The following is a 25,629-nucleotide window of genomic DNA, read 5'->3' on the forward strand; positions in this document are numbered from 1 at the left end:
ACTGTGCGGTATCTGAAACAACACCCGATTCGTCGGAATCGGGTGGGCGGAGTCCCTAAGAGCTGGGGACTGTGTTCACTCGGTTCGGCACGCGTGAGCGTGGGTAAAGTTTCATAGAGTTACGGCGGTCATAGCGACAGGGAAACGCCCGGTCCCATTCCGAACCCGGAAGCTAAGCCTGTCTGCGCCGATGGTACTGCACTCGACAGGGTGTGGGAGAGTAGGACACCGCCGAACACCCGTTACCGAAAGGGGACCCACTCATTGGGTCCCCTTTCGTGTTTTTTCGTGAAAGGATTTTTCTGTGTCCGACAACAGCGGTGAGCGTCGATCCTTCCGGGGCGGAGGATCCACCCCGCGGTCGGGACGCGACGACAATCAGGATCGGCGCCGGGAGGAGAACCGTTCCGGCCGTACCGACGACCGTCGGCAGGCTCCGCGCAATGACCGTCGGAGCGACGATCGCCGGCAGGGTCCCTCCTCGGGTGACCGGCGCCAGGGCGCCGGAGAACGCGGTGGGTACAGCCGCAGCGGCGAGGGCCGACCGTCGTATCGCGGAGACGATGCACGTCAGAGCGGCGATCGCAGGCGCGACGACCGGGGTGATCGCCGACAGGGTGGTACCGGTGACAACCGGCAGGGTCGCGGCGGCGACCGCCCGAACCGTTACGGCGAGGACCGGCGTGGTGGTTACGGTGACCGCCCCCGTGACCGCTCCGAACACGCCCGCGGAGAGCGCCCTCAGAACTCCCGCGGCGAGCGTGGACGGGACGATCGGCGTGGTGGCTTCGGTGAACGCCCGCGTGGTGAACGTCCCGAACACGGTCGTGGTGAGCGCCCCCGGGACGATCGCCGAGGTGGCGACGGACGAGACCGGGGTCCCCGTGACGACCGTCCCCGCGACGACCGGGCCTCCCGGGACAGCCGGGGCGGCGGTCCGGACCGCCGCGAGGGCGGGGCACCGCGTCGCCGTGGCGGCGAGGGCGGTTTCGGTCCCGCTCGCGGTCGGGAAGGTGTGCCCTCGCAGCGTCGGGATTCCCGCCCGGACGAACCGGATCTGCCGGACGACGTCGAAGCGTCCGAGCTGGACCCGACGATCCGTCGCGACCTGCTGAGCCTGGACAAGTCGAACGCGAACACCGTGGCCCGACACCTGGTGATGGCGGGCAAGCTCATCGACGACGAACCGCGGCTCGCTCTCGCTCATGCGCGGGCGGCACGGCAGCGTGCAGGCCGGATCGCCGTCGTCCGTGAGGCCGCCGGCATCACCGCCTACCACGCAGGCGAATGGGCCGAGGCTCTGTCCGAGTTGCGTGCTGCTCGTCGCATGTCCGGCGGCCCCGGCCTGCTGGCCGTGATGGCCGACTGCGAACGCGGCCTCGGCCGGCCCGAGCGGGCCATCGAACTCGGTCGCAGCGAGGAGGCTCGCGCGCTGACCGGCGACGAGGCCAGTGAACTGCGGATCGTCGTGGCCGGAGCCCGCATGGACCTCGGCCAGTTCGATCAGGCCGTCGTCACGCTGCAGACCCCCGACCTCGACGAGTCCCGGACCGGGACCGCCGCCGCGCGCCTGTTCTACGCGTACGCGGATGCGCTGGTCGCGGCCGGCCGCACGAAGGACGGGGTCAAGTGGTTCCTCAATGCCGCCGCCGCCGACCTCGACGGTGACACCGACGCCGAGGAGCGGGTGGCGGAACTGACCGGCGAGGATCTGTGACCGACCGGGGATCCGCGGCAGGAGAGATCCGGACCGCGGCGGTGGGCTCGTCGGCGCCGCTGCGGTCGGTGTACGACGTGCTGCTGCTCGACCTCGACGGCACCGTCTACCGCGGTGCCGACCCGGTGCCCGGCGCCGTGGAAGCGCTCACCTCGGGCGACGACCGGCTGTTCTACGTCACCAACAACGCCAGTCGTCGGCCCGTCGACGTGGCAGCACACCTGCGCGATCTGGGTTTCCCGGCGGACGAGTCGACCGTGGTGACCAGTTCGCAGTCGGGTGCGCGACTGCTCGCCGAACGCATACCCGCCGGAGCCGCGGTACTCGTGGTGGGGACCGAGGCGCTCGCCGAGGAGATCCACCGTGTCGGATTGAGACCGGTCCGCTCCGCGGACGAGGGTCCGGTCGCGGTCGTGCAGGGGCATTCCCCGGACACCGGCTGGCCGATCCTCGCCGAGGCGACCCTCGCGATCCGCGCCGGGGCCGTGTGGGTGGCGACGAACGTCGACTCCACGTTGCCGACCGAGCGCGGCCTGGTGCTCGGAAACGGCTCGATGGTCGCCGCGGTGCGGTCGGCTACCGGGGCGGAACCGCTGGTGGCGGGCAAACCGGCTGCGCCGCTGCTCGAGGACGCGATCGCCCGTAGCGCGGCCGTCCGTCCGCTCGTCGTCGGAGACCGGCTCGACACGGACATCGAGGGCGCAATCGCCGTCGGCGCCGATTCGCTGCTGGTACTCACCGGGGTGAGCACCGTCGCAGATCTGTTGCGGGCACCGGCGACGCAGCGACCCACCTATGTCGCGGATTCGCTCAGCTGTCTCGACGCCGATGCCGAGGTGCTCCGTGCCGGAGCCGACAACGGCTGCGTCGTCACCGTCGACGGCCGTGACCTGCGTGTCGCGTGTCCCGGAGCGTCCGACCCGATGGCGGCGTTGCGGGCCGCGCTCCCGGTGGCATGGGCGCACCCGGACTTCGAACGAGTCGTCGGGGTGAACGACGAAGCCCGGTCCTCGATCGAGGCGTGGGGACCGGTGCTCTGAACCGGTCGTGCCGCGTGTCCGGTGGGTCGCCGATGCACTAGCGTGGTCAGCGATGAGCACGTCGATTCCACGCCCAGGCCAGCATCTCCCCGGTTCCGCGCCGGGGATCGAACCGGACCGGATCCACGTCGAGGTGGACGGGTTGCTGACCCGTGCCCGCGACGCGGCGTCCACCGGCGGCGATCAGGATCCGGCGGTGGCGATCTCGAGGCAGGCCCAGTTGCTCGAACAGGCGCACGACGTGCTGGTGCAGGCCCTCTCGGCCGTGGACAAGGTCTGACGTGGCGCGTCGAGCACGGGTCGACGCCGAACTGGTGCGGCGAGGACTGGCCCGGTCCCGCGAACACGCCAGCGAACTGATCGCTGCGGGCCGGGTCCTGATCGCAGGCGCCGTGGCCACCAAGCCCGCGACCGCCGTCGAGCCGGGCACGCCGCTGCGGGTCACGGAGGTCACCGACGAGGTGTCGTGGGCGTCACGGGGAGCGCACAAACTGATCGGCGCGCTCGAGGCGTTCGCGCCGCAGGGTCTGGAGGTCGCCGGTCGCCGGTGCCTCGATGCGGGCGCATCCACCGGCGGGTTCACCGACGTGCTGCTGCACGAAGGCGCCCGCGAGGTGGCCGCGGTGGACGTCGGATACGGCCAGCTCGTGTGGCGGCTGCAGTCCGACGACCGCGTCCACGTGATCGATCGAACGAACGTGCGTAATATCGACGCGGAGCAGATCGGCGGCCCGGTCGAACTGGTGGTCGCGGACCTGTCGTTCATCTCGCTGAAGCTGGTGCTGCCGGCGTTCGTGCGCTGCGTCGCTCCCGGAGCCGACCTGCTGCCCATGGTCAAGCCGCAGTTCGAGGTCGGCAAGGAACGCGTGGGCAGCGGCGGTGTCGTCCGGGATCCTGCGTTGCGAACCGAAGCGGTCCTCGACGTCGCCCGGGAAGCACAGACCCTCGGGCTCCGGACGATCGGTGCCGTCGCGAGTCCGCTACCCGGTCCCTCCGGCAACGTCGAGTACTTCCTGTGGTTGCGTGCCGGCGAACCCGGCCCCGCGGAACTCGAACCGTCGGTGATCGAACTCGTCGAACATGCGGTACAGGAAGGACCACAGTGACTACAGCCACCGGCGATACGGAGACCACCGTGCCGCGCCGGGAGATTCTGCTCGTGTCGCATTCCGGGCGGGGTGAGATCGCGGAGACGGCACAGCGCGTCGCCGCGATCTTCGGGGAGGCCGGGATCGGGCTACGGGTCCTCGCCGAGGAGGCCGAGAGCACCGGTCTCGGGGCGTTCGCCGCCCCGGACGGCCAGGTTCGCATCGTCGAGGCGGGATCGGATGCCGCGGTCGGCTGCGAGATGGTGATCGTGCTCGGCGGTGACGGGAGCTTCCTGCGGGCCGCCGAACTCGCACAGCATGCGGCGGTACCGGTGCTCGGTATCAATCTCGGCCGGATCGGTTTCCTCGCCGAGGCCGAGGCCGAGCATCTCGAGGAGGCGCTCGCGCAGGTCGTGCGCCGCGAGTACCGGATCGAGCACCGCATGACGCTCGACGTGACGATCCGCGTCAACGACGAGATCGTCGAACGCGGCTGGGCGTTGAACGAGGCGAGCCTCGAGAACAAGTCGCGGCTCGGGGTGCTCGAAGTGGTGCTCGAGGTCGACGGCCGGCCGGTGTCGTCGTTCGGCTGCGACGGTGTCCTCATCGCCAGCCCGACGGGGTCGACCGCGTACGCGTTCTCCGCCGGCGGGCCGATCGTCTGGCCGGAACTCGAAGCGCTGCTTGTGATCCCGAGCAACGCGCACGCGCTGTTCGCGCGTCCGCTGGTGACGAGTCCGGAGTCGATCATCGCCGTGGAGACGTTGCGCGGGAGCCACGACGGTCTCGTGTTCTGCGACGGCCGCCGCACCCTGGATCTGCCGGCCGGCGGCCGGGTCGAGGTGGTGCGCGGCAGGAATCCGGTCCGCTGGGTCCGATTGGACTCGGCGCCGTTCGCGGACCGCATGGTCCGCAAGTTCGAACTTCCGGTGAAGGGCTGGCGAGGAAGGAAACCCTGACGTGCTCGCTGAGATTCGGATCGACAACCTGGGTGTCATCTCCGAGGCGAGTGCCCAGTTCCACGACGGTTTCACGGTACTGACCGGTGAGACCGGCGCGGGCAAGACCATGGTGGTCACCAGCCTGCATCTGCTCTCCGGGTCCCGCGCGGACTCGGCTCGGGTGCGGGTCGGGGCGAATCGCGCCGTCGTCGAGGGCCGCTTCGCGGTCGACACCGAGGAGACCGCCGGTGCGCTGCCCAGTCGTGTCGAACGAGAGGTGGCCCGGCTGCTCGAGGCCACCGGAGCCGAACGCGACGAGGACGGCAGCATCATCGCGGTCCGCGCGGTCGGCAGTGACGGGCGCTCCCGGGCGCACCTGGGCGGCCGCAGCGTTCCGGTGGGGGTGCTCGCCGAGTTCACCGACCCGCTGCTGACCGTGCACGGACAGAACGACCAGCTCCGGTTGCTGCGGCCCGACCAGCAGCGCGCCGCCCTCGACCGGTTCGCCGGCAAGGGGGTCCTGCCGCTGCTCGCCGGTTATCGGCAGAACCGCAGCAAATGGCTGTCCGCCCGCGCCGAACTCGTCGAACGCACCGAACGGTCGCGGGAACTCGCGCAGGAAGCGGACCGGCTGCAGTTCGGCCTCGACGAGATCGACCGGGTCGACCCGCAGCCCGGTGAGGACGTGCGGATCGTCGCGGAGGTCCGGCGTCTCGGCGATCTGGATTCGCTGCGGGAGGCCGCGCTGGCCGCGCACGCGGTGCTGACCGGCGGCGACGCCGGGGACGGCGAGGATGCGGCAGCCGCCCTGGACCTGCTCGGGGAGGCGCGCGCCCGTGTCGAAGGCTCCGACGATCCGGCCCTGCGCGAACTGGGGCCGCGGCTGGCCGAGGCGATGGCGGTCGTCACCGACGTCGCCGGTGACCTGTCCGGCTATCTCACCGATCTGCCCTCGGACCCGGGGGCCCTCGATACGTTGCTCAATCGACAATCCGAACTCAAGGCCCTGACCCGCAAGTACGCCGCCGACACCGACGGGGTTCTCGCCTGGGCGGAGGAGGCCCGGACGCGGCTGTCGAAGATCGACGTGTCGGCGGATGCGCTGGCCGAACTCGCCGCGACCGTCGAGTCCGCGGCCGCGGCGACCGCGGAAGCCGCGGCGGCGCTGTCCGCGGCCCGGCACAAGGCCGCGGCCCGGCTCGCGAAGGCGGTCAGCAAGGAACTGTCCGGCCTCGCGATGGGCCGCGCGACCCTCGACGTGCAGGTCCGTGACCGGGAAGCGGCCGAGAAGGACGCGGCGCCGCTGACGATTGGGGGCCGGGTCCTGCATGCCGGGGAATCGGGTGTCGACGACGTCGAGTTCCGGCTGGCGGCGCACAGCGGTGCCCAGTCGCTGCCGCTGGCGCGCAGCGCGTCCGGCGGTGAACTGTCCCGGGTGATGCTGGCCCTGGAAGTGGTGCTCGCCGCCTCCGAACGAGGCGCGACGATGGTGTTCGATGAGGTCGATGCCGGCGTCGGGGGACGGGCCGCGGTCGAGATCGGGCGGCGCCTGGCCCGGCTCTCGCGCACCCATCAGGTCATCGTGGTCACACATCAGCCGCAGGTCGCCGCGTTCGCCGATACGCATCTGGTCGTCGACAAGGTCGACGATGCGGGTGGGGTCGTCAGCAGCGGTGTGCGTACCCTCGGCGACACCGAACGCGTCGCCGAACTCGCGCGGATGCTCGCGGGTCTGGACGACACCGAGACCGGGCGGGCGCACGCGGAGGAACTGCTGGCGATGGCGCACGCGGAACGGCAGAGCTGACCGCCGGACCCGAAGCATGCCGATCGGTGCGTTTCCGGCGGGCCGCTCCGCCCGGGTGGACACCGTTCGGCGCGCCTCCATTGCCGCGCCGCGACACGGGTTCATCATCGATGCCATGAAGATGCCGGCTCTGCTGTCACGCAATAACGAAACGTTGCCCGGAGTGAGCGGCATTGCCCGGGTCGACAAGAACACCGCGAAGCTGCTGCGCCGGGTCGGTCCCGGCGACATCGTCGTCCTGGACGCGGTCGATCTGGACCGCGTCACCGCCGACGCCCTCGTCGAGGCGGGCGTCACCGCCGTGGTCAACGCTTCGGCGTCGATCTCCGGCCGCTACCCGAACCTCGGCCCCGAAGTGCTCGTCGCCAGCGGTGTCGCACTGGTCGACAACGCCGGCACCGACCTGTTCAAGAAGGTCAAGGACGGCGCGAAGATCCGCCTCCACGAAGGCGGTGTCTACGCCGGGGAACGGCTGCTGATCCAGGGGGAGGAGCAGACCGAGGCGGAGATCTCCGATCGGATGATCGAGGCCAAGACCGGGCTGGTCGACCACCTCGAGGCGTTCTCCGGCAACACCATCGAATTCATCCGTTCGGAAAGCCCGCTGCTCATCGACGGTGTCGGCGTCCCCGATATCGACGTGGACCTGCAGGACCGGCACGTGGTGGTCGTCGCGGACGGCCCCGACCACGTGCAGGATCTCAAGGACCTCAAGCCGTTCATCAAGGAGTACTCCCCGATCCTCATCGGCGTCGGGGCGGGTGCGGACGCGCTCACCAAGGCCGGCTACCGACCGGACCTCATCGTGGGGGATCCCGAGCAGATCGGCACCGAGACCCTCAAGTCCGGTGCCGAGGTCGTGCTGCCCGCGGATCCGGACGGCCACGCCCCCGGGCTCGAACGCATCCAGGATCTCGGCATCGGTGCGATGACGTTCCCCGCGGCCGGCGCCCCGGCGGATCTGGCGCTGCTGCTCGCGGACCACCACGGGGCCGCGTTGATCGTCACCGTCGGCAGCACGGTCTCCCTCGACGAGTTCTTCGACCAGGGACGCCGGGACACCAACCCCTCGGCGTTCATGACCCGCCTGAAGGTCGGACCGAAGCTGGTCGACGCGAAGGCCGTCGCCACGCTGTACCGCAGCCGGGTCTCCGGTGGCGTCATCGCCCTGCTCGTGTTCGCCGCGCTGATCGCGGTGATCGCCGCGCTGATCGTCTCGAACCTCGGCGGCGAGGTCGTCGACTGGGCCGTGCAGTGGTGGAACGACCTCGTCGAGTGGGTGCGGGGGCTGCGGGCGTGATCTCCCTGCGCCAGCACGCCGTGTCCATCGCGGCGATCTTCCTGGCACTGGCGGTGGGGATCGTGCTCGGCTCCGGGGTGTTGTCGAGCAGCCTGGTGTCCGGACTGCGCGACGACAAGGCCCGGATGCGCGAGGACCTGCAGGCCGAGCAGGACCGCAACAGCGTGCTCACCGAGCGGCTCAACGCCGCGGACGGATTCGACGCCACGGTCGCCGCCCGCGTCGTGCGCGACACCCTCGCGGGGCGCACGGTGCTGATGGTCGCCGGGCCCGACGCGGACCCGGCGGATCTCGACGCCGTCGTCGCCACGGTCGAGGCGGCCGGCGCGGCCGTCGCCGGGCGGGTGTCGCTGACCGAGTCGTTCGTCGACGCGTCCGGTGCGGACCTGCTCCGCACCACCGTCACCAACGTCGTCCCCGCCGGGGTGCAGTTGCAGACCGGCGCCGTCGACCAGGGCAGCCTCGCCGGTGATCTGCTCGGCGCGGTGCTGCTCGTCGACCCCGGCACCGGGCAGCCGCGCAGCACCCCGGAGGAGCGGACGCTGGCGCTGACCACGCTGCGCAGCGGCGGCTTCCTGTCCTTCGAGGACGGCACCGTCGAACCGGCCCAGGCCGCGATCGTCGTCACCGGGGACGGCTCCGGCGGTGGTGAGGGCAGCGGCAACCGCGGGGCCCTGCTGGCGCGGTTCGCCGCGACCTTCGACAGCCGGGGCGCGGGCACGGTCCTGGCGGGCCGGCCGGGCGCCGCCACCGGCAACGGTCCGGTCGCGGTGGTCCGCGCCGACACGGCCCTGTCCGCGGGCCTGTCCACCGTCGACAACCTCGAACGGGAAGCGGGCCGCATCACCGCCGTGCTGGCGTTGCAGGAACAGCTCGCCGGCGGCGCCGGCCGCTACGGCACCGGGCCCGGTGCCGCCGCGGTCACCGTGGGGTCGGCGGCCCGCTGAGCCGTGGACGCGCACCTGTGGGTGACCGGAAAATGTGACGTCGGCACGGATACGTGCGAGTCGTGCACAGGATTGCGCCGCCAGGTGTTACGGTGAGGTTCCGTGGGTCCGCAGGCCCCAGCAGTACCGCAATCAGTCCGAAGTCCTGCACCAGACGTCACGGGAGCTTCTTTGCCACAGTCACGCCACTCGCGTACCGCTACCAAGCACATCTTCGTCAGCGGGGGCGTCGCATCCTCGCTCGGCAAGGGGCTGACCGCATCGAGCCTGGGTGCTCTGCTCACCGCGCGCGGTATGCGCGTGACCATGCAGAAGCTCGACCCCTACCTCAACGTCGACCCCGGCACCATGAACCCGTTCCAGCACGGTGAGGTCTTCGTCACCGAGGACGGTGCCGAAACGGACCTGGACGTCGGCCACTACGAGCGGTTCCTCGACCGCGACCTGTCCGCCGACGCCAACGTCACCACCGGCCAGGTGTACTCGACGGTCATCGCCAAGGAACGCCGCGGCGAATACCTCGGCGACACCGTCCAGGTGATCCCGCACATCACCGACGAGATCAAGAACCGCATCAAGGCGATGGCGGCCCCCGACGCCGAGGGCAACGTCCCGGACGTGGTGATCACCGAGATCGGCGGCACCGTCGGCGACATCGAATCCCAGCCGTTCCTCGAGGCGGCCCGCCAGGTCCGCCACGACATCGGCCGCGACAACTGCTTCTTCCTGCACGTGAGCCTCGTGCCGTACCTGGGGCCGTCCGGGGAGCTCAAGACCAAGCCCACGCAGCATTCGGTGGCCGCGCTGCGCAACATCGGCATCCAGCCGGATGCGCTGATCCTGCGCTGCGACCGGGACGTGCCCGATGCGCTCAAGGCGAAGATCGCCCTGATGTGCGACGTCGACGTCGACGGCTGCATCTCCACCCCCGACGCACCGTCCATCTACGACATCCCGAAGGTGCTGCACAGCGAGGGTCTCGACGCGTACGTGGTGCGCCAGCTCGGCCTGCCGTTCCGGGACGTGGACTGGACCGTGTGGGGCGACCTGCTCGCGCGGGTCCACAACCCCCGCGAAACCGTGAAGGTCGCACTGGTCGGCAAGTACATCGACCTGCCGGACGCGTACCTGTCGGTCACCGAGGCGCTGCGCGCCGGTGGCTTCGCGCACCGCGCGAAGGTCGAGATCAGCTGGGTCGCGTCCGACGAGTGCGAGACCGAGGCCGGCGCCGAACGTCATCTCGGTGACGTCGACGCCGTGCTGATCCCGGGCGGTTTCGGCATCCGCGGCATCGAGGGCAAGCTCGGCGCCATCCGCTTCGCGCGTACCCGCAAGATCCCGTTGCTCGGCCTGTGCCTGGGCCTGCAGTGCGTCGTCATCGAGGCGGCCCGCTCGGTCGGGATCACCGGAGCCTCGAGCACCGAGTTCGACCCGGACACCCCGGATCCGGTGATCTCCACGATGGCCGACCAGGAGCAGATCGTCGCCGGTGAAGCCGACCTCGGCGGCACCATGCGGCTCGGTGCGTACCCGGCGGTGCTCACCAAGGGCTCCGTCGTCGCGAAGGCCTACGGCACCGAGAACGTCTCCGAACGGCACCGGCACCGCTTCGAGGTGAACAACGCCTACCGCGACCGCATCGCCAGGTCCGGACTGAAGTTCTCCGGCACGTCCCCGGACGGGCGGCTCGTCGAATTCGTCGAATACCCCGCCGACGTGCACCCGTACTTCGTTGCGACGCAGGCGCATCCGGAACTCAAGAGCCGGCCCACCCGTCCGCACCCGCTGTTCGCCGGCCTCATCGCCGCGGCGTTGCAGTACAAGGCCGCCGAACGGCTGCCCGTCGACGTGCACGGTGACGCGGACGACACCGCCGGAAAGACCACTGTCCCGAAGACCGCTTCCCCCGCCGAACCGGCGGCCGCCGCCGAGGTCGACTAGTCCGTGGCGCAGCGACACGAATTCGAGACACTGTCCTCGCGTCGCGTCTACACCGGCGCGATCGTGTCGCTGCGCGTGGACGAGGTGCGGATGCCGGACGGGCACGCCGCGCAGCGCGAGGTTGTCGAGCACCACGGGGCCGTCGCGGTCGCCGCGGTCGACGACCGCGATCGGCTCGCGCTGGTGCACCAGTACCGGCATCCGCTCGGCCACCGATTGTGGGAACTGCCCGCCGGTCTCCTCGACGCCCCCGGTGAATCCCCGCTCGACGCGGCCCGCCGGGAACTCGCCGAGGAGACCGGGTTCGGCGCCGACCGGTGGGAACTGCTCGTCGACATCGCCCTGTCGCCGGGGTTCACCGACGAGGCGGTCCGCGTGTTCGCCGCCCGCGACCTGCACCCCGTCGACCGTCCGGATCCCGAACACGAGGAAGCGGACCTCGAACTGCACTTCGTCCCCGTGGACGATGCGGTGGCGATGGTGCTGCGCGGCGAGATCGTCAACGCGACCGCCGTCTCCGGTATCCTCGCGCTCGCCGCGACCCGCGCGGCCGGGACCCCGCCGCGCTCACCGGACACCGACTGGCCCGACCGGCCCCGCGCCTTCGCGCGCACCCGCGCCGAGCACGCCACCGGGCACGGGAACTGACCCGGTGCTGTCCCGGCACATCGACGCCTACCTCGACCATCTCACCGTCGAACGCGGTGCCGCACCGAACACCCTCGCGTCCTACCGCCGGGACCTCGCCCGCTACGCCGAGTACCTCACCGACCGCGGCATCGGCGACCTCGGCGAGGTCCGCGAAGACCACGTCGGTGACTTCGTGACCGTGCTGCGACGCGGCGATCCGGAGCGGAACAGACCCGCGCTGGCCGCCGGTTCCGCGGCCCGCGCGCTGATCGCGGTCCGGGGCCTGCACCGCTTCACCACCGCCGAGGGGCACACGCCGGTCGACGTGGCGCGGGCCGTCAAACCACCCCCACCGGGACGGCGGCTGCCGAAATCGCTGACCGTGGACGAGGTCCTGGCGATCCTCGACGCGACCGGCGGGGAGTCCGCCGGACCCCGCGGACTCCGCGACCGGGCGCTGCTCGAACTGCTGTACTCGACCGGCGCCCGCATCTCCGAGGCCGTCGGCCTGGACGTCGACGACATCGACACCGAGGCCAGGGCGGTGCTGCTGCACGGCAAGGGCGGCCGTCAGCGTCTGGTTCCGGTCGGCCGGCCCGCTCTCGCCGCTCTCGACGCCTACCTGGTTCGTGGCCGGCCCGGCCTGTCCACCGGGCGCACCCCGGCGTTGTTCCTCAACGCGCGCGGCGGGCGCCTGTCCCGGCAGAGCGCCTGGCAGGTGCTGCAGACCGCCGCCGAAAGCGCCGGCGTCACCGCCACCGTCTCCCCGCACACCCTGCGGCACTCGTTCGCCACCCACCTGCTCGACGGCGGCGCCGACGTGCGTGTCGTGCAGGAACTGCTCGGTCACGCCTCGGTCACCACCACCCAGATCTACACCCTCGTCACCGTCGGTGCGCTGCGGGAGGTGTGGGCGGGTGCGCATCCGCGGGCCCGCTGAGCACCACGCCCGGGATTCGTGTCCGTCCACGGAACCCGGGGTCGAAGCGGTAGCGTTTGTGCAACAGATCAGTGACGCCGAAAAGGGGGAGGACCGGACCGTGGGGACACCACACTCACCCGCAACGGACACGACCTACCCGGCTCCGAGCGCGTCGACCTCGAACGGCGCGCGGCCGCTTGCGCCCGCGCCCGAGGTGGATCTCGGACCGACCGGCCGGCCGCGCCGGCACATCCCGGAGCCACCGCCGCTGGCCGTGCACGGACCCGCCAAGATCATCGCGATGTGCAATCAGAAGGGCGGGGTCGGCAAGACCACCTCGACCATCAACCTCGGTGCCTCCCTCGCCGAATACGGGCGCCGGGTGCTGCTCGTCGACCTCGACCCGCAGGGCGCGCTGTCCGCCGGTCTCGGCGTCGCCCACCACGACCTGGACCTGACCGTCCACAATCTGCTCGTCGAACCGCGCGTCGGCATCGACGACGTGCTCATGCGCACCCGCGTCGAGGGGCTGGACCTGCTGCCCAGCAACATCGACCTGTCCGCCGCGGAAATCCAGCTCGTCTCCGAGGTCGGTCGCGAACAGGCCCTCGGCCGTGCCCTGTACCCGGCCCTCGACCGTTACGACTACGTGCTCGTCGACTGCCAGCCGTCGCTGGGTCTGCTCACCGTCAACGCTCTGGCCTGCGCCGACTCCGTGATCATCCCGATGGAATGCGAGTTCTTCAGCCTGCGCGGGCTGGCGCTGCTCAACGACACCGTCGCGAAGGTCCGCGACCGCCTCAACCCGCGGCTGGCCGTCGGCGGCATCGTCGTCACCATGTTCGACTCGCGCACCCTGCACGCGCGGGAGGTGATGTCCCGCGTCGTCGAGGTCTTCGGCGACCTCGTCTACGACAGCGTCGTCAACCGCACCGTGAAGTTCCCCGAGACCAGCGTCGCCGGCGAACCGATCACCACCTGGGCCCCCAAGTCCGGTGGCGCCGAGTCCTACCGGGCGCTCGCCCGCGAAGTCATCCACCGCTCCGGCCGCTGATCCGTGCCCCTCGAAACAACGGACCCGGCCACCCCGACGCCCACCGAGACCGTGCCGCCCGGCGAACCCGGCACCGGCGGATTCCGGGTCCGGCTGCGCAACTTCGAAGGCCCCTTCGATCTGCTGCTGGGGCTCATCTCCCAACGCCGCCTGGACGTCACCGAGGTCGCGCTGCACCAGGTCACCGACGAGTTCATCGCCTACACCCGCACCCTCGGCCCGCAGATGGGGCTCGACCAGACCACCGAGTTCCTCGTGGTCGCCGCGACCCTGCTCGACCTGAAGGCCGCCCGGCTGCTGCCGTCCGGGGACGTGGAGGACCCGGAGGACCTCGCCCTGCTCGAGGCCCGCGACCTGCTGTTCGCCCGGTTGCTGCAGTACCGCGCCTACAAGCAGGTCGCGGAACTGTTCGCGGCCCTCGAATCCGCGGCGCTGCGCCGCTACCCGCGCGCGGTGTCCCTCGAGGAACGCTACGAGGGATTGCTGCCGGAGGTCACCCTCGGCGTCGACCCGCAGCGGTTCGCCGAGATCGCCGCCGCCGCGTTCCGTCCCAAACCGCCACCCCAGGTCGGACTGGACCACCTGCACGTCCCGAAGGTGTCGGTGCCCGAGCAGGCCGCCCGGCTGCTCGAGCTGCTGCGCGCCCGCGGCGCCGGAACCTGGACCGGATTCGGCGAACTCACCGCCGAATGCGACAGCGGACTGCAGATCGTCGCCCGGTTCCTGGCGCTGCTCGAGCTGTACCGCGAACGGGCCGTCCAGTTCGACCAACCCGAACCGCTCGGTGACCTGCTCGTCGCATGGACCGGCGAGAACGACGAGGCCGCCGCCGACTTCGAGGAGGACTACGGGTGATCGACAGCCACGACGACGTAGGGGTAGACGAGCACACCGCCGCGGAACGCGAATTCGACACCGCGGAACGCGAATTCGACACCGCGGAACGCGAATTCGACGCCGAACTGCTCGAGATGTCCGACGACGAACTCGCCGCCGCCCTCGAGGCTCTGCTGCTCGTCGTCGACACCCCGGCCCCGAGCGAGCAACTGGCCGCCGCGATCGGTGTCACCGCGACCCGTGTCGACGCCGCCTTGCAGGGCATGGCCGCACGGCTGACCGCGCGCGGCTCCGGCATCGACCTGCGCTACGCCGCGGACGGCTGGCGGTTCTACACCCGCCGCGACTACGCGCCCTACGTCGAGAAGCTGCTGCAGGGCGGCGCCCGCACCAAATTGACCCGTGCCGCGCTGGAAACCCTCGCCGTCGTCGCCTACCGGCAGCCGGTGACCCGCAGCCGGGTCAGCGCCGTGCGCGGTGTCAACGTCGACGGGGTGATGCGCACCCTGCTCGCCCGTGACCTGATCGCCGAAGCCGGCACCGACCCGGAGACCGGCGGCACCCTCTACACCACCACCGACCTGTTCCTCGAACGTCTCGGACTGGCATCGCTGCAGGATCTGCCGCCGGTCGCGCCGCTTCTCCCGGACGTGGATGTGATCGATGACATCTCGGAGAGTCTCGAGTCGGACCCGCGGTTTGCGAGAATGGGAGGGAACCCGCGCACCGAGAACCTCTCGATCGCGGAGTTCGAGCCAGACAACTGACAGGAAAACGTTGAATACACCCGCTCGCCGTGATGGCACACCGGACCGCAAGAAGAACACCGCCCGCTCGGGCAAGGCGCAGGGACCCAAGAGGTCCGACGGACACAAGAGGTCCGACGCCCCCGGACGGCCGGACGCCCCGAAGAAGGCGCACCGCAAGGGCAGTTCCCCGCAGACCAAGCTGAACAAGCGAGGCCGCCCCGCCGCCCCCAAACCGACCGCCAAGCGTCCCGAGGCCGTTCCCACCATCAGCAACGCCAAACCCGCCCGGCACCAGCACAGCTCCGCCGCGCCCACCGAGCTTCCCGCCGGTGAGGGCGTGCGACTGCAGAAGGTGCTCGCCCAGGCCGGGGTCGCCTCCCGCCGCGCCGCCGAGGAACTCATCGCCGCCGGCCGTGTCGAGGTCGACGGCAACATCGTCACCTCCCAGGGTCTGCGTGTCGACCCCGAGAACACCGTCATCCGTGTCGACGGCATCCGCGTCGTCGTCAAGAAGGACCTCGTGCACCTGGTCCTGAACAAGCCCCGCGGCTGGCAGTCCACCATGTCCGACGACCTGGGACGCCCCTGTGTCGGCGACATCGTCTCCGAACGTGTCGCCGCCGGACAGCGCCTGTTCCACGTCGGCCGGCTCGACGCCGACACCGAGGGCCTGCTGCTGCTCACCAACGACGGTGAACTCGCCCACCGGCTGATGCACCCGTCGTTCGAGGTCACCAAAACCTACCTGGCGACCGTCAAGGGTGTCCTCGCCCGCGGCGTCGGCAAGCAACTGCGCGCCGGCGTCGAACTCGAGGACGGCCCCGCCAAGGTCGACAGTTTCGCGTTGCTGCAGGTCAACGAGGGCCAGTCCCTCGTGCGCCTGGAACTGCACGAGGGCCGCAAGCACATCGTGCGCCGGCTCCTCGACGCGGTCGGGCACCCGGTCGTGCGGCTCGTGCGCACCGACATCGGTCCCGTCGCGCTCGGCGACCAGCGTCCCGGCACCCTCCGTGTCCTCGGACGCAAGGAAGTCGGCGGCCTGTACCAGGCGGTGGGCCTGTGACCGCGTTGATCGTGGCGATGGACGGACCGTCCGGAACCGGTAAGTCCACCGTGTCCAAGCGTCTCGCCCGGCACCTCGGTGCCGCGTACCTCGACACCGGCGCGATGTACCGGGTCGCGACGCTGCACGCGCTGCGCCGCGGCACCGACCTGACCGATCCGGACGCGATCGCCGCCGCCACCGCGGATCTGCCGTGGTCGATCGGCACCGACCCGGACGTCGAGGACATCCGCCTCGACGGGCAGGACGTGCGCGACGAGATCCGCGGCGGCGAGGTCACCGCCGCGGTGTCCGCGGTGTCCGCCGTCCCGCAGGTGCGCGCCGTGCTGGTGGCCGCGCAGCAGCAGATCGGCCGCGATGCCGGGCGCATCGTCGTCGAAGGCCGCGACATCGGCACCGCCGTGTTCCCGGACGCGGACGTCAAGATCTATCTGACCGCCTCGGCCGAGGCCCGCGCCCAGCGGCGCAACGACCAGAACATCGCCGAAGGACGTGGGGGCGACTACGACGCGGTGCTCGCCGCCGTGCAGCGCCGCGACCACCTCGACTCCACCCGGGCGGTGTCCCCGCTGCGTGCCGCCGACGACGCGGTGCAGGTGGACACCAGCGACATGAACATCGACGAGGTGATCGCCGCGCTGGTCGCGGTGGTCGCCGAGCAGACGGGAGCGGCGCTGTGAGCGACGACACCACAATCGAATTCGCCGGCGACGGCACCTGGTCCGAGGAGTCGGACTGGGACATCGACCTGGGGGAGGGCGGCGACCTCGAGGAGTTCGTGCCGGTCCCGACGGTCGCGGTCGTCGGGCGCCCCAACGTGGGCAAATCCACTCTGGTGAACCGCATCATCGGCCGCCGCGAAGCGGTCGTCGAGGACGTACCGGGAGTGACCCGCGACCGCGTGTCCTACGAGGCGAGCTGGAACGGCCGGCGCTTCATGGTGCAGGACACCGGCGGCTGGGAACCCGACGCCAAGGGTCTGCAGCAGTCCGTGGCCCGGCAGGCCGAGGTCGCGATGCGCACCGCCGACGCGATCCTCGTGGTGGTGGACGCCACCGTCGGCGCGACCTCCGTCGACGAGGCCGTCGCGAAGGTGCTGCGCCGCTCCAAGACCCCGGTCATCCTCGTCGCCAACAAGGTCGACGACGACAGGGTCGAGGCCGAGGCCGCCGCACTGTGGTCCATGGGCCTGGGCGAGCCGCACACGGTCTCGGCCACCCACGGCCGCGGCACCGGTGATCTGCTCGACGTGCTGCTCGAGGCGCTGCCGGAGACCCCGCGCGAAGGCACCGGCGGCGGTGGACCGCGTCGCGTCGCGCTGGTCGGCAAGCCGAACGTCGGGAAATCCAGTCTGATCAACAAGCTGTCCGGGGACGAACGTTCCGTCGTGCACGACGTCGCCGGCACCACCGTCGACCCGGTCGACTCGATCGTGGAACTCGGCGGCAAGCCGTGGCGGTTCGTCGACACCGCCGGCCTGCGCAAGCGCGTCAACAGCGCGTCCGGCGCCGAGTTCTACGCCTCGCTGCGCACGCGCGGCGCGATCGACGCCGCGGAGGTCGCGGTGCTGCTGATCGACGCGTCGCAGCCGATCACCGAGCAGGACCAGCGCGTCATCACGATGGTCGTCGAGTCCGGCCGGGCCATGGTGATCGCGTTCAACAAGTGGGACCTGGTCGACGAGGACCGCCGCTACGAACTGGGCCGTGAGATCGAACGGGATCTGCTGCGGGTGCCGTGGGCGTCGCGGGTGAACATCTCCGCGAAGACCGGGCGGGCCGTGCAGAAGCTGGTGCCTGCGATGGAGACGGCACTCGAATCGTGGGACAAGCGCATCTCCACGGGACGGCTCAACACCTGGCTCAAGGAGGTCGTCGCCGCGACCCCGCCGCCGATGCGCGGTGGGCGGTTGCCGCGGGTGCTGTTCGCCACCCAGGCGGCCACCCGGCCGCCGACGTTCGTGTTGTTCACCACCGGGTTCCTCGAGGCCGGCTACCGCCGGTTCCTGGAACGTCGGCTGCGTGAGGAGTTCGGTTTCGACGGCAGCCCCGTCCGTATCTCGGTGCGGGTGCGGGAGAAGCGCGTCCGCAAATAGGACACTCGGTCGAAAAGGTCGCTGACCAGGCGATTGGTGCTTCGGTCCGTCACTGTTGTAATCTCAACGAGCGCTCGACGAGAGCGCGGACGGGCTGTGGCGCAGCTTGGTAGCGCACTTGACTGGGGGTCAAGTGGTCGCAGGTTCAAATCCTGTCAGCCCGACAGTGGAAACCCCTTCCGATTCCGATCGGAAGGGGTTTTCTCGTCTGTGGGCCTCGGAGGGGGCCTACCGGGGCGGGCGCGGATCGTCCCGGAGAACCGAATTCGAACCGGGAGAGTGGCGATGTCGGTACGAGGCCTGAATCACGCGGTGCTGTTCGTGTCCGATGTGACGCGCAGCGTGCACTTCTACACCACGGTGCTCGGGTTCGAGAAGCTTCCGATGGACTTTCCCGGCGCCGCCTTCCTGCGTGGTGCCAACTCGGCGAACGATCACGACCTCGGCCTGTTCCAGGCATCCGCTGCGCGCGGCCGGGACGGATCGGTGGGGTTGTATCACCTGGCCTGGGAGGTCGAGACACTCGCGGACATGGTTGCCACCCGCAACCGGATGAGTGCGGCCGGGGCCTTGACCGGAGCGTCGAACCATGCGGCCACGAAGGCACTGTACGGGCGTGATCCGGACGGGCTCGAGTTCGAGGTGACGTGGCTGGTGCCGGACCAGGCGGTGGAGGCCGAACTGGTGCCGCCGGTGGTGCCGACCCGTCCGCTCGACCTCGATGCCGAGATCGCGCGCTACGGCCTGCACACCCCGGGTGGTCCGCGGACGGACCGGACCCTCTACGCGCGCCTCGCGGCGCGCGCCCGGAACGACTGAACACGGTGCTCCGAAGACTGCCGGCCGGCGCGGGCGATGACCTTCTCGACCGCGGGTCCGGGGTTGATGTGACGACCGGGGTCGCTCGCCGAACCGGTGGGTGCGCGGCGCCCGCGGGGTCGCCCGCCGGATGACGCACACAATTACGTTGCAGGATATGAAACGAAACGTTATTGCCGGTGGTGGCTGGACGCAGGCTCCGGCGTGGCCGACGATGGTGCGATGCCGACCCGCGAGCACGATGTCGACCTGTTCGAACGATCCCGCGGACGTCTCGAGGCGATCGCGTACCGGTTGCTCGGATCCGCCGGCGACGCCGAGGATGCGGTGCAGGACACCTATCTGCGCTGGCACACCGTCGATCGGGACAACATCGAGATCCCGGAGGCGTGGCTGACGAAGGTCCTCACCAACTTGTGCCTCAACCGCCTCACCTCGGCGCGGGCGCGACGGGAGACCTACGTGGGGCAATGGCTACCCGAGCCGCTGCTCGACGGCGACCGGATGCTCGGTCCGGCCGACACCGCCGTCCAGCGCGACACGGTGTCCATGGCGCTGCTCACCCTCCTCGAACGGCTCTCCCCGAACGAACGGGTCGTGTACGTGCTGCGTGAGGCCTTCGGGTATCCGCACCGCGAGATCGCGTCCATCCTCGGGATCACCGAAGCGAACTGCCAGCAGATCCACCGGCGGGCCCGGCAGCACATCGCCGCCGACCGCGTCCGGGCCGAGGTCGATGCGGTCGCCGCGGCGCGTATCGCAGAACAGTTCGTGGCCGCGGCCCTGACCGGCGACACCGAACCGCTGATCGCGATGCTCACCGCCGACGCCGTCAGCATCGCCGACGGAGGCGGCCGGGTTCCGGCGCGCCGCGGGCCGGTCGCCGGTGCGCGCGCTGTCGCACGGTACCTGCGCGGGCTGTTCCGCCCGACCGACGCCAAGCGGGCCGTCATCGGCGGCAGCCCGACGGTGCACACCGCCGTCGTCAACGGCGGGCCCGCCGTGCTCGTCGAGGTCAACGGGCGCGTGGCCGGTGTCTTCTGCCTCGACGTGACCGCTGGCCGGGTCGCCGGGCTGACCATCCAGGTCAATCCCGACAAACTCGGCCGGATCACGCGAAGCTGGGCGGCGACGGGCCCGCACGTCCCGCTCGTCGCGCGCTGGTGATGCAGATCACAACCCGCTGGTGTCAGCAATAGCGCGGCTGCCCGGTTCAGGAGACGAACCCGATCGGAAGGAGCACGGCCATGAAGCACCGCATCGTCGTCCTGGGAGCCGGCTACGCCGGAGCCAACGCCGCCGGGCGCCTCGCCCGGCAACTTCACCGCGACGACGTCGAGATCACCCTGGTCAACGCGGATCCCGATTTCGTCGAACGCGTCCGCATGCATCAACTCGCCAGCGGACAGGATCTGCCGCGGCGGGGACTGCGCGACATCTTCACCCGCCGGGGCGTCCGGGTGATCACGGCGCGGGTCACCGCCCTCGACGTGGACCGGCGAACCGTCGAACTCGCGCGGCCCGAGGGAGACACGATCGTCGGATACGACAGCCTCGTGTACGCCCTCGGCAGCACCGCCGCCGATCACGGAGTTCCCGGCGCCGCCGAACACTCCCACAACGTCGCGGGCAGGGACGCGGCGCTGCGGCTGCGCACGAAACTCGACGACCTGCCCCGCGGTGCGCGGGTACTCGTCGTCGGAGGCGGGCTGACCGCCGTCGAAGCGGCCACCGAGATCGCCGAATCCCACCGTGACCTCGACGTCGCGATCGTCGCCCGCGAGCGTGTCGGGGGCTGGCTCGGCGACAAGGCGCAGCGTCACCTGCGCACCACCCTCGCCCGGCTCGGCGTCACCCTGCACGAGCACACCGACGTCACGCGCGTCGACGCGCACGGCGCGGTCACCGGCACCCACGACACGATCCCGGCCGATGTGACCGTCTGGACCGCGGGTTTCGCCGTGCACCCGATCGCCGCCGCCACCTCCCTGACGGTGTCCGGCAGCGGCCGGATCGTGGTGGACGGCACGATGCGCTCGGTGTCGCATCCGGGCGTGTACGCCGTCGGTGACGCCGCGCTCGCCGAAGGTGCCGGCGGACGGCCCCTGCGGATGTCCTGTGCCTCGGGAATCCCGATGGCGTGGGCGGCGGCGGACGCCCTCGCGGCCCGCCTCACCGGCCGCGCGGTCCGCGAGAACACCATCGGCTACACCGTGCAGTGCATCAGCCTGGGTCGGCACGACGGCATCATCCAGCGCGTGACGCCCGACGACCGGGCCACCTCGACCGCGGTCACGGGCCGGGTCGCGGCGCGGATCAAGGAGATGGTCTGCGCGGGAGCGGCCTGGAGCATCACGCATCCGACCGTGCTGCTGCCACGCCGTCGCCGTCACCTCGCGGTTGCGGAGGTGGCCACCCGCGTTGTCACCCCGTGACGCGAATATCGCCCGCCGTGGGGTGACGGCGACGAGAATCGGATGGCGACACGAACCGTCGGACCCCGATCGGGAGGTCGTTCATGGGTGCGCAACTCAATCCATATCTCAGTTTTCGTGACAACGCCCGCCAGGCGATGGAGTTCTACAAATCCATCTTCGGCGGGGAACTGTCCCTCAGCACGTTCGGCGAATTCCACGCCAGCGACCTGCCGGAGGAACAGGACAAGGTGATGCACGCGGCGCTGGCCACCCCGGGCGGGCTGGTTCTCATGGCCTCCGATACCCGAAGGCGATGGATCTGACCCCGGGCGACAACTTCTCGCTCTCGCTCAGCGGCGACGACGAGACCGAACTGCGCGGCTACTGGGACAAGCTGTCCGACGGTGGCACCGTCGCGATGCCGCTCGAGAAAGCACCGTGGGGCGACATCTTCGGGATGTGCACCGACCGCTACGGGGTGCCGTGGATGGTGAACATCGGCGGGAGCGGTCAGTAGCCGAGCGCAGTCACGGCCCCTACTTCTCGTGCTCCGCGAGCGCGGTGATCACGTACGACTCGGTGGCCTCGGTGGTGACGCCGAGGCCACCGAGCAGTTCGGCGGTCGGGCTCTCGGGAGCGAGCAGTGCCAGCAGCAGATGCTCGGTGCCCACGTAGTTGTGGCCCAGGCGCAGCGCTTCGCGCAGCGTGAGTTCGAGGACCTTCTTCGACGCCCCGTCGTACGGGATCAGGGTGGGGGAGTCGACGTCGGGATCACCGGCGGTCAGCGTGGCCTCGGCGGCCGTCCTGATCGCCTCCGCAGTGGCGCCCTGATCGGCGAGAGCGCGCATCGCGAGGCTCTCGGGCTCCGTCGTCAGGCCGAGCAGAAGGTGCGCTGCCCCGATCTCCGGCGAGTGCGCGGTACGCGCCTCCTCCTGGGACCGCACGATCGCGGTGCGGGCGCGCGGCGTGAAGCGCGCGAACATGTTGGCGTCGGCCTTGGGCGTGAACCGTTGCTGTGCAGCCTGTTTCGTCACGCCCATGCAGCCGCCGATCTCCGTCCAGGAGGCGCCGCTGCGGCGGGCCTGGTCGACGAAGTGGCCGATGAGGTGATCGGCGATCTCGCTCATGTGTTCCGCGGCGAGCACCGCGGCGGTGAGCTGGTCCAGTGGCTGGTCCGGGTAGCCGGTCCGGATGCCGTCGATGAGGTCGTCCAAGCGTGGTGTCGTCATACGTCAACCATAAGTTGACGGTCGGATGTCGTCAAGGATCAGTTGACGATTCTCGGACGGGCGTGGCGTTTGACGCGTCGAGCCGGTCCCGGGTCAACAGTCCGAAACCGGTGCCGCTGGACGGCGGGACGCGCCACACTCGTGAGGTGGCCCACCGGAAACCGCCGCTCGATCCCGTCGTCCGCCGTCTGCCGCCGCCCCCACCGCGCGCGGCGCGCCGCACCGGCTCCGAACCGTTCCCGCCACATCGGGTGGTGCCGCTGAGCGGACGCGGCCCGGAGGACGTGGTCGTCGATGCCGACGGCCGGCTGCTGTGTGGTGTCGAGGACGGGCGGATCCTGCGCGTCGATCCTGCGACGGGTGCCGAGGAAACCCTGGCGACGACCGGAGGCCGACCGCTCGGGCTGGAGGTCTGCACCGACGGAACGGTTCTCGTGTGCGACGCCTACCGGGGCCTGCTCCGGCTGGAGCCCGGAACCGGCGCGCTCATCACGCTCGTGGACTCCGTCGACGGCGAGCCCCTGCGGTTCTGCTCGAATGTCACAGTCGCTCGTGACGGCACCGTCTGGTTCACCCAGTCGAGCACCCGCCACGATCTCGACCGCTACATCGGGGCCGTCCTCGAACACCGCGGCAGCGGAAGGCTGCTGCGGCGCGACCCCGACGGCACCGTCCACGTCGTCCTGTCGGGCCTGCACTTCCCGAACGGCATCACCCTCACCGAGGACGAAACCGCCGTGCTGTTCGTCGAGACCGACGGATATCGCCTCACCCGCGTGCCGGTCGAGGCGACGCACGTACCCGAGGTGCTGCTTGACAATCTTCCTGGCATGCCCGACAACGTCTCCCGTGCGCGCGGCGGCCGCCTGTGGATCGCGATGGTCACGCCCCGGAACCGGCTGCTGGACCGGCTCGGAACCACCCCGCCGTGGTTGCGGAAGCTGCTCTGGCGGTTGCCCACCCGGCTGCTGACCACGCCGGGCCGCACCACCTGGGTGCTCTGTACAGGGGAGGATGGGCGCATCCTGCACGACCTCCAGGCCGACGACGTCGACTTCCACATGGTCACCGGCGTGGCCGAACACGACGGCCGGCTGTATCTCGGCAGCCTGGAGAGATCGGGGATCCTCGCCCTCGACCTGCCCTGACGGCCGACCCGCGGCATCGAGCGACGGTGAAGCAGAATCCGGACGCTACGGAATACGGAGATTCACCGAACTCAGCGGCCAGGGTGCGACGATACCGATGACGCAGAGGGCCGACCGGGTGGGCGAACCCGACGAACTCACGCTGGGCGCGCGGGCCGGAAACCCCTGACGACCAACCAGGCGCCGAGCGCGAACTCCCACGCGGCGACCGGGAGCGCGGCGAGACCCGCCGCCGGGGTGCGCTGAGCGTAGGCGCCGAAGAGCAGGGCGATGTCCGAGGCGAGGAGCAGGGGAGCGCCGGCGAGACCGACGACGGGGATGATCCGCGGCACCAGGCCGGAGCGGTACAGCACGTAACCCAGGCACAGTGCGTTGACGACCGGCATCAGGCTCTGCCCGAGCAGGAACGTCCAATCGTGGACTGCGACGAGCGCCCGCCCGGCCGTGACCAGGGAGGTCGCATCCGCGCCGTCGATTCCTGCCGCCTCCTGGCGCAGTGAGACGACGGACAGCAGCGCGGCAACGCCGATCAGGATGAGACCGGCCTCGAGGACGCGGGCGACGACGAAGCCGACGGCCGCGGTCTCGCTCTGCCGCCGGGCGACCGGGAACAGGACGACGGCGGTGCCGACGCACGCGAACGCCAGGACGACCTCGGAGAAGGCCCCCCACAGCACGCTGTCGGCGCTGCCGGCCCCGAGAACGAAGTCCGGGTGGTCGAGCACGGGTTCGTAGAGCCCGAGGGTGGGGATCGAGGTGGCGAACGTGAGGAGGTAGAGCGTGCCGGCCACGAACGCGGTGATCCGCAGGGCGTGGTCGTGCCGGGCTCGGATCCCCGGAGCGGCGGTCGTGACAGCACTCATGATGCACTCCTTCGCAACCCGGGTGTACGTCGTACACCCACTGCCCGGAAACGGTAGGTGTACGGTGTACACATGTCAAGGCGCCGCGAGGGCGGGTGCCGCCACCGATCCCTGGATCCGGGGAGCGCGGGGGATCCGCCCGGCACGCTCGGCCAGCCACCGGGGAGGATGGTGAGATGTCCCGAGGCCCCGAATCCACCCCGCGAACGCCGCTCAGCCGGGACCGCGTGCTGCGGGCGGCCGTGGCGCTGGCCGACGAGGCCGGGCTGGCCGGGGTCAGCATGCGCCGGCTGGCGCAGCAGCTCGGCGTCGTCCCGATGGCGCTCTACAAACACGTCGCGGACAAGAACGAGCTGCTCGACGGCATGGTGGATCTGGTGATCGAGGAGTTCGTGCCGCCCGCTCCGGCGCTGACCTGGAAAGAGGGCGTTCGGCAGCGGGTGCTGACGGCACGGGACGCCGTGTTGCGTCATCCCTGGGCGCGACAGGCGATCGAAACCCGAACGCGGCGGACCCCTGCCGTGCTGGGACACATGGACTCGGTCGCCGGCATGTTCCGGGCCGGTGGATTCTCCGTCGACCTGACCCATCACGTGATGCACGCCCTGGGCAACCGGATCTGGGGGTTCAGTCCCGAACTCTTCGACGAGCCACGGGACGAACCCGCTCCTCCGGCCGATCCCGGCGTGCAGCAGGCGATGGCCGCCGAGTTCGGCCGCCGGTACCCGCACATCCTGGAGATCGCCACGGTCGCGACCCGGGGGGACCTGTCCGGGGTCGGTCGAGGATGCGACGAGCAGTTCGAATTCGAATTCGCGCTCGATCTGTTGCTCGACGGCGCCGAGCGGCTGCACCGGCGGGGCTGGAACTCCCTCGATCGCGAACCCCGCGTCGATCGGTAACCGCTCGCGCGCGAGCGTCGACACGCGGGTGCGTTCGCCGCTCACCGGCCGCTGTGCTCCTGGGTCCGGGAGTGTCTCGGGCGCGAAAGATGTTGATCCCGAACGGGTTCGGAGTCCTCG

At 70.6% G+C, this 25,629-nt stretch carries 24 protein-coding genes, 1 tRNA gene, 1 rRNA gene and 1 pseudogene; 25 read left to right on the forward strand and 2 right to left on the reverse strand.

The features are described 5' to 3' along the window. Positions 1-120: 120 nt before the first annotated feature. The 23 genes and pseudogenes from rrf to A8G15_RS02975 all read left to right on the forward strand — a co-directional run bounded on the left by rrf (position 121) and on the right by A8G15_RS02975 (position 21,884). Positions 121-237: ribosomal RNA gene (gene rrf / locus A8G15_RS02860) — 5S ribosomal RNA — on the forward strand. Positions 238-304: 67 nt separating this feature from the next. Continuing rightward, a complete protein-coding gene (locus tag A8G15_RS32425; RefSeq protein WP_082899621.1) occupies positions 305-1,717 on the forward strand; it encodes a tetratricopeptide repeat protein in 1,413 nt (470 codons plus the stop codon). Positions 1,718-1,758: 41 nt separating this feature from the next. Next, positions 1,759-2,757: an HAD-IIA family hydrolase gene (locus tag A8G15_RS02875; RefSeq protein ID WP_082899624.1), complete on the forward strand. Its 999-nt coding sequence runs from the start codon at positions 1,759-1,761 to the stop codon at positions 2,755-2,757. 52 nt (positions 2,758-2,809) lie between these two features. After that, complete coding sequence (locus A8G15_RS02880; protein WP_068155178.1) at positions 2,810-3,037, forward strand: hypothetical protein; 228 nt, start codon at positions 2,810-2,812, stop codon at positions 3,035-3,037. 1 nt (position 3,038) lies between these two features. Beyond that, positions 3,039-3,863: a TlyA family RNA methyltransferase gene (locus A8G15_RS02885; protein ID WP_068155180.1), complete on the forward strand. Its 825-nt coding sequence runs from the start codon at positions 3,039-3,041 to the stop codon at positions 3,861-3,863. Continuing rightward, positions 3,860-4,804, forward strand: a complete 945-nt coding sequence (locus tag A8G15_RS02890; RefSeq protein ID WP_068155181.1) for an NAD kinase — start codon at positions 3,860-3,862, stop codon at positions 4,802-4,804. Before A8G15_RS02885 ends, A8G15_RS02890 begins: the two co-directional genes overlap by 4 nt. A gap of 1 nt (position 4,805) precedes the next feature. Continuing rightward, the gene (gene recN, locus A8G15_RS02895) at positions 4,806-6,593 is read left to right on the forward strand and encodes a DNA repair protein RecN (protein ID WP_068155183.1); all 1,788 of its coding nucleotides are present in this window, start codon (positions 4,806-4,808) and stop codon (positions 6,591-6,593) included. A gap of 115 nt (positions 6,594-6,708) precedes the next feature. Next, the gene (steA, locus tag A8G15_RS02900; protein ID WP_068155234.1) at positions 6,709-7,893 is read left to right on the forward strand and encodes a putative cytokinetic ring protein SteA; all 1,185 of its coding nucleotides are present in this window, start codon (positions 6,709-6,711) and stop codon (positions 7,891-7,893) included. Further along, positions 7,890-8,840: a copper transporter gene (locus A8G15_RS02905; protein ID WP_068155236.1), complete on the forward strand. Its 951-nt coding sequence runs from the start codon at positions 7,890-7,892 to the stop codon at positions 8,838-8,840. The genes steA and A8G15_RS02905 overlap by 4 nt, the downstream gene beginning before the upstream one ends. Before the next feature lie 171 nt (positions 8,841-9,011). Continuing rightward, complete coding sequence (locus tag A8G15_RS02910) at positions 9,012-10,781, forward strand: CTP synthase (RefSeq protein ID WP_068155185.1); 1,770 nt, start codon at positions 9,012-9,014, stop codon at positions 10,779-10,781. A gap of 3 nt (positions 10,782-10,784) precedes the next feature. Next, complete coding sequence (locus A8G15_RS02915; RefSeq protein WP_068155186.1) at positions 10,785-11,429, forward strand: NUDIX domain-containing protein; 645 nt, start codon at positions 10,785-10,787, stop codon at positions 11,427-11,429. A gap of 4 nt (positions 11,430-11,433) precedes the next feature. After that, positions 11,434-12,351, forward strand: a complete 918-nt coding sequence (gene xerD / locus A8G15_RS02920; protein WP_068155188.1) for a site-specific tyrosine recombinase XerD — start codon at positions 11,434-11,436, stop codon at positions 12,349-12,351. 196 nt (positions 12,352-12,547) lie between these two features. Continuing rightward, a complete protein-coding gene (locus A8G15_RS02925; RefSeq protein ID WP_068155189.1) occupies positions 12,548-13,387 on the forward strand; it encodes a ParA family protein in 840 nt (279 codons plus the stop codon). 51 nt (positions 13,388-13,438) lie between these two features. Further along, a complete protein-coding gene (locus A8G15_RS02930) occupies positions 13,439-14,242 on the forward strand; it encodes a segregation and condensation protein A (protein ID WP_245687689.1) in 804 nt (267 codons plus the stop codon). A gap of 116 nt (positions 14,243-14,358) precedes the next feature. Beyond that, the gene (gene scpB, locus A8G15_RS02935) at positions 14,359-14,991 is read left to right on the forward strand and encodes an SMC-Scp complex subunit ScpB (protein ID WP_068155238.1); all 633 of its coding nucleotides are present in this window, start codon (positions 14,359-14,361) and stop codon (positions 14,989-14,991) included. 10 nt (positions 14,992-15,001) lie between these two features. Further along, positions 15,002-16,036, forward strand: coding sequence for a pseudouridine synthase (locus A8G15_RS02940; protein ID WP_211270106.1), 1,035 nt, complete (start codon positions 15,002-15,004; stop codon positions 16,034-16,036). A 17-nt stretch (positions 16,037-16,053) separates the two neighbouring features. Further along, positions 16,054-16,716: a (d)CMP kinase gene (cmk, locus tag A8G15_RS02945; protein WP_068155239.1), complete on the forward strand. Its 663-nt coding sequence runs from the start codon at positions 16,054-16,056 to the stop codon at positions 16,714-16,716. Further along, complete coding sequence (gene der, locus A8G15_RS02950; RefSeq protein ID WP_068155192.1) at positions 16,713-18,131, forward strand: ribosome biogenesis GTPase Der; 1,419 nt, start codon at positions 16,713-16,715, stop codon at positions 18,129-18,131. The genes cmk and der overlap by 4 nt, the downstream gene beginning before the upstream one ends. 90 nt (positions 18,132-18,221) lie before the next feature. Further along, positions 18,222-18,295 (forward strand) — tRNA-Pro (locus A8G15_RS02955). Between the two features lie 121 nt (positions 18,296-18,416). Continuing rightward, a complete protein-coding gene (locus tag A8G15_RS02960) occupies positions 18,417-18,950 on the forward strand; it encodes a VOC family protein (RefSeq protein WP_068155194.1) in 534 nt (177 codons plus the stop codon). 222 nt (positions 18,951-19,172) lie between these two features. Then, complete coding sequence (locus A8G15_RS02965) at positions 19,173-20,117, forward strand: RNA polymerase sigma-70 factor (RefSeq protein ID WP_068155242.1); 945 nt, start codon at positions 19,173-19,175, stop codon at positions 20,115-20,117. A gap of 80 nt (positions 20,118-20,197) precedes the next feature. Continuing rightward, positions 20,198-21,385 carry an NAD(P)/FAD-dependent oxidoreductase gene (locus A8G15_RS02970; RefSeq protein ID WP_068155195.1) on the forward strand — a complete coding sequence of 396 codons (1,188 nt, stop codon included), beginning with the start codon at positions 20,198-20,200 and terminating at the stop codon, positions 21,383-21,385. Positions 21,386-21,468: 83 nt separating this feature from the next. Beyond that, positions 21,469-21,884: pseudogene (locus A8G15_RS02975) on the forward strand (VOC family protein). A 19-nt stretch (positions 21,885-21,903) separates the two neighbouring features. Here A8G15_RS02975 and A8G15_RS02980 read toward each other — a convergent pair. Next, on the reverse strand, positions 21,904-22,596 hold the full coding sequence (locus A8G15_RS02980) for a Clp protease N-terminal domain-containing protein (protein ID WP_068155197.1): 693 nt from the start codon (positions 22,594-22,596) through the stop codon (positions 21,904-21,906). A gap of 146 nt (positions 22,597-22,742) precedes the next feature. Between A8G15_RS02980 and A8G15_RS02985 the strand changes: the two genes are divergently transcribed. Continuing rightward, a complete protein-coding gene (locus tag A8G15_RS02985; protein ID WP_082899627.1) occupies positions 22,743-23,744 on the forward strand; it encodes an SMP-30/gluconolactonase/LRE family protein in 1,002 nt (333 codons plus the stop codon). 137 nt (positions 23,745-23,881) lie between these two features. Here the strand turns inward: A8G15_RS02985 and A8G15_RS02990 are convergent, their stop codons facing one another. Continuing rightward, positions 23,882-24,607, reverse strand: a complete 726-nt coding sequence (locus A8G15_RS02990) for a DUF4386 domain-containing protein (RefSeq protein WP_068155199.1) — start codon at positions 24,605-24,607, stop codon at positions 23,882-23,884. Between the two features lie 176 nt (positions 24,608-24,783). On the opposite strand from A8G15_RS02990, the gene A8G15_RS02995 reads away from it, so the two are divergent. After that, entirely contained in the window at positions 24,784-25,509 is a 726-nt protein-coding gene (locus A8G15_RS02995; RefSeq protein WP_068155200.1) for a TetR/AcrR family transcriptional regulator, read from the forward strand. Positions 25,510-25,629: the final 120 nt, after the last annotated feature.

Origin of the sequence: Rhodococcus phenolicus, from assembly GCF_001646785.1 — a bacterium.
In the GTDB taxonomy this organism is placed as follows: Bacteria; Actinomycetota; Actinomycetes; order Mycobacteriales; family Mycobacteriaceae; genus Rhodococcus; species Rhodococcus phenolicus.

Coding starts and splice junctions, on each gene's coding strand:
- A8G15_RS02880 (WP_068155178.1), top strand. CDS start 2,810: ATGAGCACGTCGATTCCACGCCCAGGCCAGCATCTCCCCGGTTCCGCG.
- steA (WP_068155234.1), top strand. CDS start 6,709: ATGAAGATGCCGGCTCTGCTGTCACGCAATAACGAAACGTTGCCCGGA.
- scpB (WP_068155238.1), top strand. CDS start 14,359: ATGTCCGACGACGAACTCGCCGCCGCCCTCGAGGCTCTGCTGCTCGTC.
- cmk (WP_068155239.1), top strand. CDS start 16,054: ATGGACGGACCGTCCGGAACCGGTAAGTCCACCGTGTCCAAGCGTCTC.
- A8G15_RS02960 (WP_068155194.1), top strand. CDS start 18,417: ATGTCGGTACGAGGCCTGAATCACGCGGTGCTGTTCGTGTCCGATGTG.
- A8G15_RS02965 (WP_068155242.1), top strand. CDS start 19,173: ATGCCGACCCGCGAGCACGATGTCGACCTGTTCGAACGATCCCGCGGA.
- A8G15_RS02970 (WP_068155195.1), top strand. CDS start 20,198: ATGAAGCACCGCATCGTCGTCCTGGGAGCCGGCTACGCCGGAGCCAAC.
- A8G15_RS02980 (WP_068155197.1), bottom strand. CDS start 22,596: ATGACGACACCACGCTTGGACGACCTCATCGACGGCATCCGGACCGGC.
- A8G15_RS02990 (WP_068155199.1), bottom strand. CDS start 24,607: ATGAGTGCTGTCACGACCGCCGCTCCGGGGATCCGAGCCCGGCACGAC.
- A8G15_RS02995 (WP_068155200.1), top strand. CDS start 24,784: ATGTCCCGAGGCCCCGAATCCACCCCGCGAACGCCGCTCAGCCGGGAC.